At 48.6% G+C, this 13,395-nt stretch carries 17 protein-coding genes; 10 read left to right on the top strand and 7 right to left on the bottom strand.

Going from position 1 to position 13,395, the window contains the following annotated elements:
- Nucleotides 1-10: 10 nt before the first annotated feature.
- Both A0126_RS18345 and A0126_RS18340 read left to right on the top strand, forming a co-directional pair.
- On the top strand, nucleotides 11-487 hold the full coding sequence (locus A0126_RS18345) for a hypothetical protein (protein ID WP_088837203.1): 477 nt from the start codon (nucleotides 11-13) through the stop codon (nucleotides 485-487).
- The gene (locus A0126_RS18340; protein WP_088837202.1) at nucleotides 477-1,043 is read left to right on the top strand and encodes a guanylate kinase; all 567 of its coding nucleotides are present in this window, start codon (nucleotides 477-479) and stop codon (nucleotides 1,041-1,043) included. The genes A0126_RS18345 and A0126_RS18340 overlap by 11 nt, the downstream gene beginning before the upstream one ends.
- 207 nt (nucleotides 1,044-1,250) lie before the next feature.
- On the opposite strand, the gene A0126_RS18335 is transcribed toward A0126_RS18340, so the two are convergent.
- The 4 genes from A0126_RS18335 to A0126_RS18315 all read right to left on the bottom strand — a co-directional run bounded on the left by A0126_RS18335 (nucleotide 1,251) and on the right by A0126_RS18315 (nucleotide 4,011).
- Nucleotides 1,251-1,535 carry a DUF402 domain-containing protein gene (locus A0126_RS18335; RefSeq protein ID WP_088837201.1) on the bottom strand — a complete coding sequence of 95 codons (285 nt, stop codon included), beginning with the start codon at nucleotides 1,533-1,535 and terminating at the stop codon, nucleotides 1,251-1,253.
- Between the two features lie 316 nt (nucleotides 1,536-1,851).
- Nucleotides 1,852-2,343, bottom strand: coding sequence for a tetratricopeptide repeat protein (locus tag A0126_RS18325; protein WP_088837199.1), 492 nt, complete (start codon nucleotides 2,341-2,343; stop codon nucleotides 1,852-1,854).
- A 68-nt stretch (nucleotides 2,344-2,411) separates the two neighbouring features.
- Nucleotides 2,412-2,855 carry a MarR family winged helix-turn-helix transcriptional regulator gene (locus A0126_RS18320; RefSeq protein ID WP_088837198.1) on the bottom strand — a complete coding sequence of 148 codons (444 nt, stop codon included), beginning with the start codon at nucleotides 2,853-2,855 and terminating at the stop codon, nucleotides 2,412-2,414.
- 67 nt (nucleotides 2,856-2,922) lie between these two features.
- Complete coding sequence (locus A0126_RS18315; protein WP_235195154.1) at nucleotides 2,923-4,011, bottom strand: GTP pyrophosphokinase; 1,089 nt, start codon at nucleotides 4,009-4,011, stop codon at nucleotides 2,923-2,925.
- Between the two features lie 130 nt (nucleotides 4,012-4,141).
- On the opposite strand from A0126_RS18315, the gene A0126_RS18310 reads away from it, so the two are divergent.
- On the top strand, nucleotides 4,142-5,278 hold the full coding sequence (locus tag A0126_RS18310; RefSeq protein WP_088837197.1) for a Six-bladed beta-propeller, TolB-like protein: 1,137 nt from the start codon (nucleotides 4,142-4,144) through the stop codon (nucleotides 5,276-5,278).
- 196 nt (nucleotides 5,279-5,474) lie between these two features.
- Here the strand turns inward: A0126_RS18310 and A0126_RS18305 are convergent, their stop codons facing one another.
- Nucleotides 5,475-5,897: an organic hydroperoxide resistance protein gene (locus tag A0126_RS18305; protein WP_029330285.1), complete on the bottom strand. Its 423-nt coding sequence runs from the start codon at nucleotides 5,895-5,897 to the stop codon at nucleotides 5,475-5,477.
- Between the two features lie 103 nt (nucleotides 5,898-6,000).
- Between A0126_RS18305 and A0126_RS18300 the strand changes: the two genes are divergently transcribed.
- On the top strand, nucleotides 6,001-6,438 hold the full coding sequence (locus tag A0126_RS18300; protein WP_369834782.1) for a MarR family winged helix-turn-helix transcriptional regulator: 438 nt from the start codon (nucleotides 6,001-6,003) through the stop codon (nucleotides 6,436-6,438).
- Nucleotides 6,439-6,458: 20 nt separating this feature from the next.
- Here A0126_RS18300 and A0126_RS18295 read toward each other — a convergent pair whose 3' ends face one another.
- The gene (locus A0126_RS18295) at nucleotides 6,459-6,914 is read right to left on the bottom strand and encodes a hypothetical protein (protein WP_029330281.1); all 456 of its coding nucleotides are present in this window, start codon (nucleotides 6,912-6,914) and stop codon (nucleotides 6,459-6,461) included.
- 135 nt (nucleotides 6,915-7,049) lie between these two features.
- On the opposite strand from A0126_RS18295, the gene A0126_RS18290 reads away from it, so the two are divergent.
- From A0126_RS18290 to A0126_RS18275, 4 genes are all read left to right on the top strand, one after another.
- Nucleotides 7,050-7,553, top strand: a complete 504-nt coding sequence (locus tag A0126_RS18290; protein ID WP_088837195.1) for a PH domain-containing protein — start codon at nucleotides 7,050-7,052, stop codon at nucleotides 7,551-7,553.
- Nucleotides 7,550-9,001, top strand: a complete 1,452-nt coding sequence (locus A0126_RS18285) for a PH domain-containing protein (RefSeq protein ID WP_088837194.1) — start codon at nucleotides 7,550-7,552, stop codon at nucleotides 8,999-9,001. The genes A0126_RS18290 and A0126_RS18285 overlap by 4 nt, the downstream gene beginning before the upstream one ends.
- Before the next feature lie 33 nt (nucleotides 9,002-9,034).
- Nucleotides 9,035-9,976, top strand: coding sequence for an alpha/beta hydrolase (locus A0126_RS18280; RefSeq protein WP_088837193.1), 942 nt, complete (start codon nucleotides 9,035-9,037; stop codon nucleotides 9,974-9,976).
- A 132-nt stretch (nucleotides 9,977-10,108) separates the two neighbouring features.
- Nucleotides 10,109-10,894 carry a PP2C family serine/threonine-protein phosphatase gene (locus A0126_RS18275; protein WP_088837192.1) on the top strand — a complete coding sequence of 262 codons (786 nt, stop codon included), beginning with the start codon at nucleotides 10,109-10,111 and terminating at the stop codon, nucleotides 10,892-10,894.
- 286 nt (nucleotides 10,895-11,180) lie between these two features.
- Here A0126_RS18275 and A0126_RS19295 read toward each other — a convergent pair whose 3' ends face one another.
- Nucleotides 11,181-11,324: a hypothetical protein gene (locus tag A0126_RS19295; RefSeq protein ID WP_157898484.1), complete on the bottom strand. Its 144-nt coding sequence runs from the start codon at nucleotides 11,322-11,324 to the stop codon at nucleotides 11,181-11,183.
- A 166-nt stretch (nucleotides 11,325-11,490) separates the two neighbouring features.
- On the opposite strand from A0126_RS19295, the gene A0126_RS18270 reads away from it, so the two are divergent.
- Nucleotides 11,491-12,084, top strand: a complete 594-nt coding sequence (locus A0126_RS18270; protein ID WP_088837191.1) for a hypothetical protein — start codon at nucleotides 11,491-11,493, stop codon at nucleotides 12,082-12,084.
- Nucleotides 12,085-12,111: 27 nt separating this feature from the next.
- The gene (locus A0126_RS18265; protein WP_088837190.1) at nucleotides 12,112-13,305 is read left to right on the top strand and encodes a hypothetical protein; all 1,194 of its coding nucleotides are present in this window, start codon (nucleotides 12,112-12,114) and stop codon (nucleotides 13,303-13,305) included.
- Nucleotides 13,306-13,395: the final 90 nt, after the last annotated feature.

The raw sequence follows: 13,395 nt of genomic DNA, 5'->3' as shown, positions 1-13,395 counted from the left end.
AGGAAGCGTCATGCGGAAGGGGTATGTGTTGACTATCATAGCTTCACTGATTGCGCTTGGCATCGGTCTCGAGATTGGTTTTCAAAAAATACCACAACCGCAACCGAAACAAGTTGCACAGTCAGCGACACGACCGGATGACTTCCAAGCAGGACTTCAAGACGCAAAAACCGAATTAGAGACCGTACAACGTTTTTCTTTAAAAAGTACGATTGAACATGACCTGAAAAGCGAGACATGGATTTATGCGACACCGACACCGGAACGTATTGCCGTCGACTGGTACTACGTCGCAAGCTATCCGGAACAACGTGTCCAGATGACCCGAAATGATGTCGCGCGCATCATTGAATACGATCGGTATCTCGTCGTCATCCGTTCGATTTACGGGGTCGTCGACGATAGCGAACTCGAACAATTCGCGCTGCGTGTTTCGGGGTATTTCATGACTAGGCAACAACAAAAGGAGGATGACGATGTCAGGTAAAATCATTCTATTGATTGGTGGATCGGGCAGCGGGAAGTCGTCCTTAATCAAACGATTACGACACGAGTATGAACATGTCCGGTTCATTCCCTCCGTGACGACACGACCGAAACGCCCGACCGAACAAGATGGGGAAAGTTATCATTTCGTCGACGTAAAAACGTTCCAGCAATTGATTCAAGAGACGGGGTTCATCGAGTACGCCCATGTCCACCGGGCGTGGTACGGAACACCCCGACAAGCGTATGAGGACGTCCTGACGACGAACGGCATCGTCATCAAAGACATCGATCCGAAAGGTGCGGCAGCATTCAAGGAATTGTTCGAAGACCGTGTCATCACGATTTTCGTGTCCGTTCCACCTGATCTGATGAAAGAACGTCTGTTGATGCGCGGGGATACACCGGAGTTCGAAGCACGGCTCATCGATTACTCGGAAGCTTGGAAAGACCGGGACCACTATGATTATATGATTGAAAACATTGATTTTGAACAGGCCTACGCGGAGTTACTTGGGATCATCTCGGAGTATATCCCAGGACAGCCATCATCGTAAAAAAAGCAGGGAAGACACATTCTTCCCTGCTTTTGTTTTGAGGTAAAGATAAAAGTGTCAACACCAAAATTAATAGACGAGCGATGGATTGGATTAACCATCTACATCGATCGTCTTTTTTGTGTCATTATTTTACAGTTGGTGGAAATTAGTGATTCCCGTGAAAAGCGAAGGGGAGCACGTAAGATGAATCGAGAAGCGCTTGAATCAGTTGACGCGATGCGCTAGCCGGAACAGATGCTGTTGAAGAAACCCGTCGAACGGAAACCGTCCCTCGGTCACGTGTTTAATCAAGTCCGTCAAGGCAGCTTCCGCTTGTTCAATCAGTCGGGCAGGATAGGCGAACGTCCGTTGATTGACGAGGAACTCGTCTCGGTCGACGACCTGCCAGGTACCTGCTTGATTGCGGACATAATCGAGGTCGAGGTCGAAAGGAAAGGGTATCCCCGTCGAGCCGTGGGGGCAGGCAGACGTTGCAGTGATAGGAGGCACCGTGTGCATCGAAGTCGATATTGACCGTAAACGGCGCATTCAGGGGATAAAACTCAAGCGACTGTGTCGCGTAGGTAAAGGTCTGTCCCCGTGTGTGATGGACCAGTCTTCTGCCTGCTTGTCCATGGACGAGCACGTAGTCGTCTGTTTTTATCAGCATGTTGCCAGTCCACTCGTAATGGGGGCGGTCGGGATACTTATAGGCAATGATCGTCAGGACTGACGGTTGTGCCTCTGCTGGTCGTTTCATGAACAAGCTCCTTTCGCGCTAATAGAGGAAGAGAAGGAATCATTGAACGGTTAAGCGGGCAGTCGGTTACGTCTTTGAGACGTCATGTAAATGGTCGCGGTAATAACGGAGGGCTTGTCTGTAAGTATGGACGTCGGAGTCCGGCGTCATCGTCGTAATGACGTCAAGTAACTGTTGCATCGCTTCCTCATGCTGCTTGAGATTAAACAGCGTCAAGGCTAAAAACGTCTTCAGTCCCGTGCTGTCGGGGAAACGTACTAAGCCTTCCGTAAAGGTGTCATGCGCAGCAGCGTATTGTCCGAGCGCCCGGTATGTACTGCCGAGCCCGATGAAGGCGTCCGTCAAAAACCTTGTGTCGAGGCCGTTTGCGATCGCAAACTCATAATGCGGAACGGCAGCCTGCTCCTCGCCGAGGTTATCGAAGCACCAGGCCATCTGGAAATGGTAGTAAGGGTTCGTACGATCGGTCTCTAACAGCTCGCGCATCATCTGTTTTGCTTGCTCGTACTGTTTCGACTGACGGAGCGTCGTCACCTGCTCTAAAGTAGCATGCGTCATCTCATCATCCTCCAATTCGGTTGCTAGTACAAAAACCCCTCCAGCTCGGTCAGCTAGAGGGGGAAATGTTAATCCTGTTGCTCGAGTTTCGTCAAGAGTGTCCGGAACGTATCAAGTTCTGCATCTGAAAACGCGGAGAAAACGTCCGACAGGTACTCCATCTTCATTGCTTCAAGTTTCCCGTACAGTTCAATTCCGTCCGGTGTTGCCCGGAGCTCGACGACACGGCGGTCGAGTTCACTGCGTTCGCGTGAAATCAAGCCTTTTTTTGTCAATTCGTCAGCAAGTGCGGTAATCATACTTGCAGAGAACTGGAATTCATTCGACAGGGCGGATGCGATTTGTGGACTTTGCCCGCAAAGCGACTTCAAAATGAAGAATTCATTCCGTGTCAAATAGGTCGTGAACATGCTGCGAACATCTTTTTTGATGGCGCGGTAGTTCATGCGGAGTCCTTTTTCTGTATCGACGATCAATTGATCGCGTTGTGCTACTTCGATTGTCGTTGCCATGTTTAGCTTCACTCTTTCCATACGATAGTTTCGTTACCCGCCATTTAGTATAGTGAAAAATTTTAGTTTAATCAATATTTTTCTCTTGAATCATCTCATCATGCGACGGCTGAACTTTTGTAATGATTTCCGTGACGTTCCGAAGTTCCGGATAGAAACGACGGAAAAAGTAATCGATCCGGTGCGTGTCGTTCCCGGCGATCGTCACGGCCATACAGATGTAGGCGATACCGATGCCTTGGCGCGGCAAAAAAGGATTCGGCATGACTTGAGCGCATTTTAAGGCGAGTGTGCTATGACTCGAGACGGCATCGATTAGTTCACCGTAATTGCGGATGTCGACGTAATGGAACATCCGGATCAACTCATTAATCAGTTGCTGGTCGGAATCGAGCATCATTTGTGACGTGACGAGTCGCTTGTCGAGCTCGCTGATGACAGGGGAGTGGTCAATGAAATAGTTTAAGTTATCGGACGTGATCCGGACTTTATACGGGTCCGATAAGATCTGTTGGACGGTCTCATCCTCGAATTGTTTGAGTTGCTTTTTGATGTTGACGAATTCTTGATCGGCGATCTCAAGCAGTCCGGCGACGCGGCTGAAACTGCGCCGGACTTCTGCCGGGACGCTGTTCGGATTTTTATACCCTAAGTCATGTTCAATCTCTGCCCAGGCGTGTTGCAAAATCGAACGGATTTGAATTTCTGCCGTATGTGACTTGAAGCGACCGTATTCACTTAAGGCCAGGCGTTGTTCACTCAGGGCGGCGACAAAGTGGACAGACAAGTAGCCGAACTCCGTCGTATCGAGCAACGTCGATTTATCGACGGATTGATCGCGGTCGATCGAAAATTCATTTTCAATGATACGGGCAGCTTCCCGGACGTCGTCGTGGAAATAGGTGACGATCCGGATTCCCGTCAAATCGTGGACGTCCTTGAGCGATCGGTATTTGTTCGGTTGCCGTAAGACTTTTTGGTAGAGGCTTTCCGAATCCTTCGTCCGTGAGACGATCGAATGGTATTTGATTCCGGCCGCGTCGAGCAGCTCGGATAATAAAATTTTTAGTTTATCTGCGAACGCGTCATAATCTTCCTTATCATTGACGTATTCGAGCATCATCGTATTCAAGTCTTGTGCGTGCAAGCGAATCACCTTCCTCATCGTGGTATTATCTAGCTGTATTGTATCATTCGTATTCCGTAGACGCACGAAATGACCTTGTTTCAAGCGGGACCAATCGTGGGAAAAGAACAGTAGAACATGCTTAGGAGGGGTGCACAAGATGGAAATACTAGACGCGCGTGCGTTACCAGCGGATCACTCGGACATACTTCATGTCACGCCATCTTCGATTTACTTCAGACGAAAAGTCAATGCCGAACAGTACCATATCAGCCGGTTCGACCTCGAGGATCAAGAACAAGTTGATTTGTCGCAAGACGTTTTGACGGATCACGGACCGACCCGTCCGTTCGTCAAACACCAGAAAGTCTATTGCTTGAACGAACACGACCGGGCGAACGGGGGAGCGACGGAGTTATTGACGATTGATCTCTTATCCGGGAAGACGGAACAGGTCGCGACGTTCAACGTCCCGGGTGATTTGTCACTGTACTGGGTCCTCAATGAACGCTACATGGTACTGCTCCACGTCGACCGTGTGACGTCTGCCTTTTTATATGACACGAAGACGAAGCAGCAACACTTGATCCATGACAAGCGGCTGTACGGGATGACGGAAAATTACCGGGAACTGTACTTTTTCCTCGTCACACTCCAAGACGTCGATTATATCGTCTGCAACACGCGCCTCGACGAATTTTCCTTTTATGATGCCCTCGAAAGCGGCTTGATTTCTCCGGAAGATCCAATTGATCACTCGGAAGGGTTATTAATCGCTTCACTTGAGACGATCGTTTCGGAAATCGAACTAGGGACAGAAGTCCTGTCCTTCAAGACACTCTTACGCCTTGACGGGGAAGGGGATACGGTGCAGTACCTCGGGGAACAAGCCGGATTTTTGATTTTCAGTGCCTATACGGACCGTTTTAACGAAGAAGTGTTTTATCAAATCCGTGACGAAACGGACGTGACGGAGCTTGAACGGATCCGCTGGAGTGATTATGAAGCATTTGATTTTACGTATGATGACGTCGAATCGACGATCTTTATCGTCAACGACCGGTCGGAGCAACACCATGAAGTGATTAATTTACGAACGGGAGCCCGTTTTTTAGACCGGGATCCGTTCGAACGCGTCTTGCGTGATCGCTTTTATGTACATGAAACGATCGGAGAAGATGCCGAGCCGATGGTGACGATTTTTGACGCCGATCGGTATGTTCGGCACCGGTTCGATGATGCCTATTACATGATCGTCTCCGGCGAGTTGGTCATTTTATCCGTCAACCAACTGTAAAGCGAACAAACGAAGAAAACACACTGTTAATAGAAGTGTGTTTTCTAAAATAACGGACTATTTATTTCATTTACCGTAATTAATTATTAAATTTTTAACGCAAAAGACACATAATACCTCAAAATACATCGCATTGACAATAAAAAAATACCCCTTTCTAGTAGATATCACTAGAAAAGGGCAGACAATGTTATGCTTATGCTGCGTCAGTCGTACGTGTGAAAACATCGACTTGGATGTTTCCAGCTGTCGCGCGTGAGTACGGGCAAACTGTGTGTGCGATTTTTGCAAGTTCGGCAGCTTGTTCTTCCGATACACCACGGACGAGAACATCAAGTTCAACAGATAAAGCGAATCCGTCTGCTGCTTCGTTCAACGTAACGTGCGCCGTTACTTCGCTTCCATCATGTTTGATGCCTTGTTTACGTGCAACAAGATTTAATGCAGAATCAAAGCAAGCAGAGTATCCAGCAGCAAACAATTGCTCCGGATTTGTCGCTGATTTTTTAGATCCTGGGACTGGCATGGCGAGAGCGACGTCTAAAACGCCATCTTCTGAAACGACGCGTCCGTCGCGTCCTCCGACTGCTGTAGCTGATGATGTGAACATTGGTTTCATAATCAATAACTCCCTTTCGTTGATTCCTTATTATTAAGTAGCTTACAATTAGATTGTATACAATTTAAAAAAGAAAGCAAGTACTTTGCTTCCGAGGAGGACTATCATGTCAAACCCATTATCGTTAGATGAACAACTTTGTTTTCCCTTTTATTCGATTTCGCGGGAAATCACGAAACGTTATCGTCCGTTGCTCGAACCACTTGGACTGACGTATCCGCAATATTTAGTCATGCTCGTTTTATGGGAAGAAGATCAACAATCCTTGAAAGCCGTCGGTGAACGGTTGCATTTGGATTCGGGGACGCTAACCCCGTTATTGAAAAAGCTCGAAGCATCAGAGTTAATTCGACGCGTCCGCAATAAGAAAGATGAACGACATATCCAAATCACGTTGACAGACAAAGGGCATATGTTGCGCGAGCAAGCGGAACAAGTTCCGCTCGCCTTAAAAGAGACACTCGGCGTGTCGGAAGAGGATTTAGAACGTGTCAAACAAACGTTAAATCAATTGGTTATAAACATGAACGGAACTGAATGATTCAGTTCCGTTCATGTTCGTTATTTACGGCGGAAACCTTCTTCTTCAAGATAGTTTGCCGCTTCTTTGTATGAATTGAAGGCACCATCGAGCAAGTCGCCTGCATAGACGAGCCATGTATCGAGGTCTTCATTCAAAAGTGTGAGTTCGAACTGGTTATCGTTGACCCACGTTTCTTCGAGCGTTTCGACCGTCTCGACCGTCGATAACGATTTGATTGCATCTTCAAGCAAAAGAATCAAGGCAGGAGCAGAAAACTCACGGATGTTGACGAGTCCTTTGTTATCGACTTCGTAGCCCGGTAATCCGGCGGCATAGACGAATCCGTTCCCGTTCGGATGAAGGTGATAGACGACGATTTTTTTCTCAAACTGACTTTCAGGAAAGTGGAAATTGACACGGTTCAGTGAAACATCTTTTCGGACGAGTTGTGGAAACGACTCAATGATGTTTAATTTTTCTTCAAATGTTAGCATGGTACCTCCTAGAATTACATTTCTACTCTTCTATATATGCGATGATTTCGGGTCAAATGTCAATGTTCGATTTAAGCCGAGTGAAACTTATTGACGATGGACTCCGTAGTTTTAAGAGAAAGGAAGTGGGAACAGATGCAATCTTCAACCTTAGAAAGTGGCTGGCAACGGTTATCACTCGACTCCGTCAAAGTCGAACGGCAATATGTGGCGATACGGTTTAGTTTGTATGCGCTTTTGATTGCCGTCATGACAACCGTCCAAATTGTGTGGCTCGACTTATCTCCGTGGTGGATGTGGATCGTGACAGGACTCGTGGCCGCGTTATTCATCTTAAAGTTTTATTACATACCGCGTCTGCGTTACGACTATTTCCGTTATCAGGTCGATGAAGAATTTTTAGGCGTCAAGTCAGGCGTCATCTTCCGTAAAATTGAAATCATACCACTCGTCAAAGTTCAGTTCATTGATACATCGACCGGTCCCTTGTTACGTCGCGCCGGCTTGATGAACATCAAAGTCAATACGGCATCCGGATTTGCGGAAATCCAGCGTCTCGAAGAACGACGCACACTCGAATTAAGACGCCATATCGAACGCTTCGCGAAACTCGAGGAGCAAGAGGAGGAATCCCTATGACACGTCGCGTCCACCCGTTATTCATCTTGATGTCGACGCTGACGCATCTCCGGTCGACGGTCATCCCGCTCGCTTTTTTATTGTTCAATGATTTAAAGAACGATGGATTCGGTTGGTATACAATCATCGGCTTTAGTGTTTTTTGTCTCGTTCTTCTCATTTCTGGAATCACTTCTTGGTATTTTTATACGTTTACGATTGATGACCAAGCGATTCGTGTCAACAAAGGCGTCTTCCGTAAAAGTGAACGGACGACACAACGGCGGCGGATTGAATCCGTCGGCATCAACCAAAACCTGCTCGAGCGTCTGCTCGGTTTAGCGACGCTGTCCGTCGAAACGTCTTCTGAAGGCGGTGAACCGGAAGTCGAATTAAAAGGTGTCCGGCTCGCGTTCGCTACTTCCTTGAAGTCGACGATTAAAGAAGAGGACGAACAGATAGAACAAATAGAAACGACGGACTCGTTTCGTGTCAGCTTGTCCGACCTGTTTTTTGCCGGCGCCTTGTCCGGTCGTCTCGGACTGGCGCTAGTCGGTTTCTTTGCAGGGTATCAACTGATTGATCAATATATCGAAAAGTATGTCGATCGTGTCTTTAATGAATTGGCGCATTTATCACTCGTCCTCCTGATTGGAATCGGATTGCTTGTCTTACTCCTCGCCTATATCGGATCGATTGTCGTCTACGTCGTTCGTTACGGTTCGTTCGAAGCGACACTTAAAGATGAACGGCTGACCATCCGTTACGGATTACTGAACCGGACGGAAGTCATCTTTCACCAGGATAAGGTCCAAGCCTTATTCATCGAGGAAAACTGGATTAAACGACGGTTCAAGCGTGCCCACCTGTCACTCAACGTCATATCGGCGAACGGGAAGGAAGAGCAGATGTTGTTCCACCCCTTCATCCGGGAATCGGAAATCGACGCCTTCCTCGACCGGTTTCTGCCGCGCTTCAAACGTGTCAAACCGATGCATCATGCGACCGACCGCGGCTTCTTCTATGTCATCCGTTGGCGGCTCGTCCGGTATATCATCTTGTTTTCAGCAGTCAATGCCGGACTCGTCTATTTTTTGACGAGCCCGCTTAAATGGATCGGCATGCTGTTGTACCTGGTTTTACCGCTCTATTACGTTGTTGCCCGGACCGGGTACCGCAATACGTGTTACGGGTTCGAACAGGAGTTGTTCGTCTTACGTCGCCAACTCGTTAACCGGGAAACGATTTATGCACCGCGTTTGAAAATCGAGGCTTTGTCGGGGCACGTCTCCCGTTTTCTCGAACAAAAGGACTTGCTGAAGTTTGAAATCAATCTGCGTGGTAAAGGACATTTGAACGCGGGTTATTTTACACATAAGCAATTTGAGGACGTCCGGACCTGGTACCAACGCTCTTTTCTGAAAACAGACCGTGCAGAAGCAGGGGACATACGGTATGATAACGAATAACGCGTTATATAGGAAAAGAGAGGAGTTCATGTTGTGCGAAAAGGACTAGCAATCGTACTCGCGATACTACTCGTATTCATCGGATTAATCAGTTTTGATGGATACCGCATTCAAAAAACATTAGTCGGCGAGTCGGAAGCGTCACCGATTCTTGCGGGTAAACCGGCTGATGAATCAAGTGACGCCGTGACCAAGGCAACTGAATGGTCTGCTGCCCAACCGTTCGAACAGAAGACGTTCGAGACGGATGGACGCGTTCATCACGCAGACTATCTACCTGCAACAGAGTCAACAAACAAATCGGTCATTCTCGTCCCGGACGAGGAACAAGCGACGCCGGACGGAGTTGCACCACTCGTGCAGCTGTATCATGAACAATTCGGCTACAATGTCTTAGTCGCCGAACGACGGGGGCAGCCTGAAAACGGTGGGAAAAAGAATTACGGCTGGCTCGATCGGCTTGATTTGATTGAATGGACGAAACGACTTCTCGAAGAAACAGGGGACGAGAGTCACATCGCCTATCACGGGCTTGGTGTCGGCGGGTCGACCGCATTACTCGCAGCTGGAGAAGAAATGTTACCGACACAAGTCAAAGTCGTCATCTCTGAAGGTGCCTACGCCCGATTTGATGACTGGCTCAATCATTTAGCGGATCGACAGATCAGTTATCCCGCAGGACCGTCACTCGCGATGGCGAGCACGTTCAATAAATTCGAACAGGACTTCTTTTACGGTGACGTGTCAGTGACACGACAAACGAGCAAAATCATGATTCCGACACTGTTCATCCATGGGACGGACGATCAACTCATGCCATCGCGGATGGTTTATGAACTGTATCAAGCAAAACCTGGATTGAAGCAGTTATATCCGGTCCGAGGAGCGGGTCATGGTCAAACGTATCTCGAAGATCAAGTCAACTATCAAAAACGCTTAAAATTATTCATCCAGCCATTCATGACAACGAATTAAGCCGCATCCCTCACGTCACTACAGCCGTAGTCGAAGTGGGGGACTTTTTTTGGATTAATGAAAGGGAAAATGTTCCAAATGACAGCAGGTGTGGTATTCTCGATAGAACAGACAGAATAGGGGGAGTCAGGCATGTTTAGCTGGGTCGGAAGTGAAGAAGCGTATGTCGATCAAATCGACATACGGCAGGTGGGTCCGGTCGTTCTCGGACGGTTCGGTGGCTGCTCGACGGCGGGTCAAACAAAAAACGAAGATGGTTGTCTCGTCATGACGGGGACGGACTGGGAGTTGACCGTCTTACTCGATGCCCATAATTCGGCAGAAAGTGCCGAACTCGTGGCGGAGCAATTTTTGATGTATCAAGAGCGGTTGCATCAGCAACTCGAACAAGCAGCCGAGTCAGTCCTTCCGACGTTCGAACAGATCATCCTCGAACTATTGACGGAAGACACATTTCGCGCACGATGCGAGACGTGTCGGGGGGAGACGGCTTGTTTAGTCGTCGTCCGGAAAGGAAACTATGTTTTTTGGCTGTCGGTTGGAGATTGCATCGCGCATCTGTTTCATCCGGAGCTTGCCGGGTTAGGTCAACACAGTCTCAATCAACGGCAATTCTTTGAATGGATTGGACAAGTCAATACGTTTGCGTTACCTGTCCCGTGTTATACCCGCGGCATCCGTGAACTGCGTCAGGGACACAACCGGCTCTTTTTGACGACGGACGGACTCGTCGAATGTCCCGGTGAACCGTTCAGCGATGCGACGGACATCGGTCGCGCGTTTCGTGGTACGGAGGCGCAGGAGGCCGTTTTGACCTTGTTGACGACAATCAAGCACCATGCTGTCCGGGACAGTACGACGATCTTGACGTGGTCGATTGATGTTACAGGTGACGTGACACAACCGAGTAATGCTTAGGCATGAACAATTACGTTCGAAAGGAATGAATACAAATGGGTTTTTACATCATGTTGCTGTCATTCATACTAGGAATCTACTTGACGATTCTCAGCGTTTCGCGCAGGAAACGGAAGCGTTCCTACCTATTGTTACTCGTCCCGGGGATCCTCCTGGTCATCTTTGCCGTGTATCTCGCAAGACCACATTAAAAAAAGGGAGATGGATTTCCGGGGCGAACACCGGAGAACCGTCTTCCTTGTTTTTAGTTAATCGAGAGACGTCCTTACGGTTAAGGCAGTCCCGTTTAGGGTGTTTGCTCATCAAGCGGTTCGATTTGTTCCGTTTCGACAGGTGAATCCAGTTCATCTGCTTCGTTCGTCAAAGGAAACGCGATCCCGGCACTGGTCAATAGCGTGATGAGTGCGGCATTCGTTAGTGTTTGGCGCATCGTTGCTCACTCCTTCTTTTGTTATCCTACGAAATTGAAAAAAGAAAAGTTACACTTTTTGATTATTCTGAACATTTAAGTGGGATTCGTCAAGTAATCGTCATCTTCACCTAAGTATTTTTCCCGATAAACCGTTATACTTAAACATGGAAAAGAGGGATGTCGCTTGAAATTAACGAAAGCTAACACACGCATTTTTGAATCATTGTTACCCCGTTTGAACGTTAACGCGGAAGAACCGGAGCGAACGGACATCGAACGTCAACTGCAGGCTGATTTGTATGAAGCGCAGCGGCAACAACGACCGTTCGAAGAAGTCCATGGGCAAACACCGGAAGCGCGACTCGACATGATGATTGCAGCGATTCCGGAACAGCGTCGTGCTGAGACACAAAAACGCTGGACACGGAACTATGTCTCAAGCATCTTGATGTATATTTTCATCGAGGGAATCGATGGCGTCTTTCAGTTCGCACTCGCCGACTATTTGTTGTTCTCAATCATCGCCTTGTTCTTGATTGACGCGATGTCGATCTTAATCACGTCACCGAAAATACGTGACGTCAAAGGACGTGTCTGGAGACAGTTCATCATCAGTTTCGTTTTATTTGCAACGTATAAAGCGGTCTTGATTACGTTCGTCCCGAATCCCGATGTCATCTTCCAAGTCAGCGGGACACCTTCTTACATCATCGGAGTCGGTGGTCTGATTGCGTTATACCTCTACTGGTCGAAGAACCCGCTACGAAAACGCGCCTAAACGAATCGAGAGAGGAGTGGACGGATCATGGAATTTACGCACTGGAAAAGACGCTTACAGGATCACTTCGAACGAATGGGCTTTAACTTACGGATTGAACGCCTTGCCATGCAAGACATCATTAAGCTCGAGGCGACCCACGGAGCCTTTTTGTTCTTCCCCGTGACGATCAACTTATATGAACGGATGGGCTGGAAAATGATTGCGATTGAATCGCACCATCCGGATACGGTCGAGGATGCGTTCGCCGAAGCACAAATCGAATCGTTGTTCCAACTGACGATGGTGACATTCGAAGAAGAAGAGCGTGAGTTTTTACTCGGCTTCTATAGCAATACCGGTCGTTATTTGACGGACCGTCAATCTCCGACGGGGCAGTTGCTCGCGGCAATCGAACGGGAGTGGTATGACGGAGAAACGATCCGGATTGAAACGTTCGAGGAATTTCCTGGACTGTTCGTGGCACCACCGTTCGCACACCAAGCGTACGCATTCGCCGCAGCGGAAGGCAGGTGGCACATGTTCGTCGGGCGGACGGGACGCCCGGCGAACGATTACCGGTTCGATGGAGCAGTCCTGATGCCGCACCGGATTGCCGATAATGAACTGTTCACGATGACGCCGCTTGCGGTTGCGATTGATGATACGGCAGGATTGCGCGACCAATTGCATGAGGAACGGTCAGAAATCAAACGATTCCACAGACAAGCGATGGAGACGATTCGTGACTACGATCCGTCGTTCGGCTTCGCTTGGCGCGGGACGGTCACATTCTTTCATGGCATTCCCGTCGACCCTTTTGCACAGCGGTTATGGCTGGAAGACGGACAAAAACGGTTCCGGATCATGCAAAAAGCATCCCAACGGATTTTAGCACTCGGCGACACGTGTACCGAAGCGATTCATGCGCTTGACGAGGCCGTCAGCGCCGGTGAACCGGACGGGACACCCGTCAGTGCTGTCGGACAACTCATCCTCGGGATTTGGCAACAGTTTGAGTCCGATGAACGGACCTACTTGACAGAGGTCGTCTGTACCGGGATTTCACGGACACAGGCGGAGAACCGGATCCGGCATGGCTTAGCGCGCCAAGAGGCAGTCAATTGGATTGAACGTGCACAAAACGGACGTGACCACTTCCAGTTCGCAGGACTATCCATTACATTACCGCACCGCCCACCCGGAACGATCGAGATTAGACGAGAAGAGGAACAACGATGAACGTCAGCTACACTCGCGAATCTGTCTGATACGACTTCACGCATCAGACAGTTGACTGACCACTTCGATGTCCGGTACATTCGTCAGCAG

The sequence above is a fragment of the Exiguobacterium sp. N4-1P genome, assembly GCF_002214325.1.
This window is presented reverse-complemented; position numbering and strand designations above follow the sequence as displayed.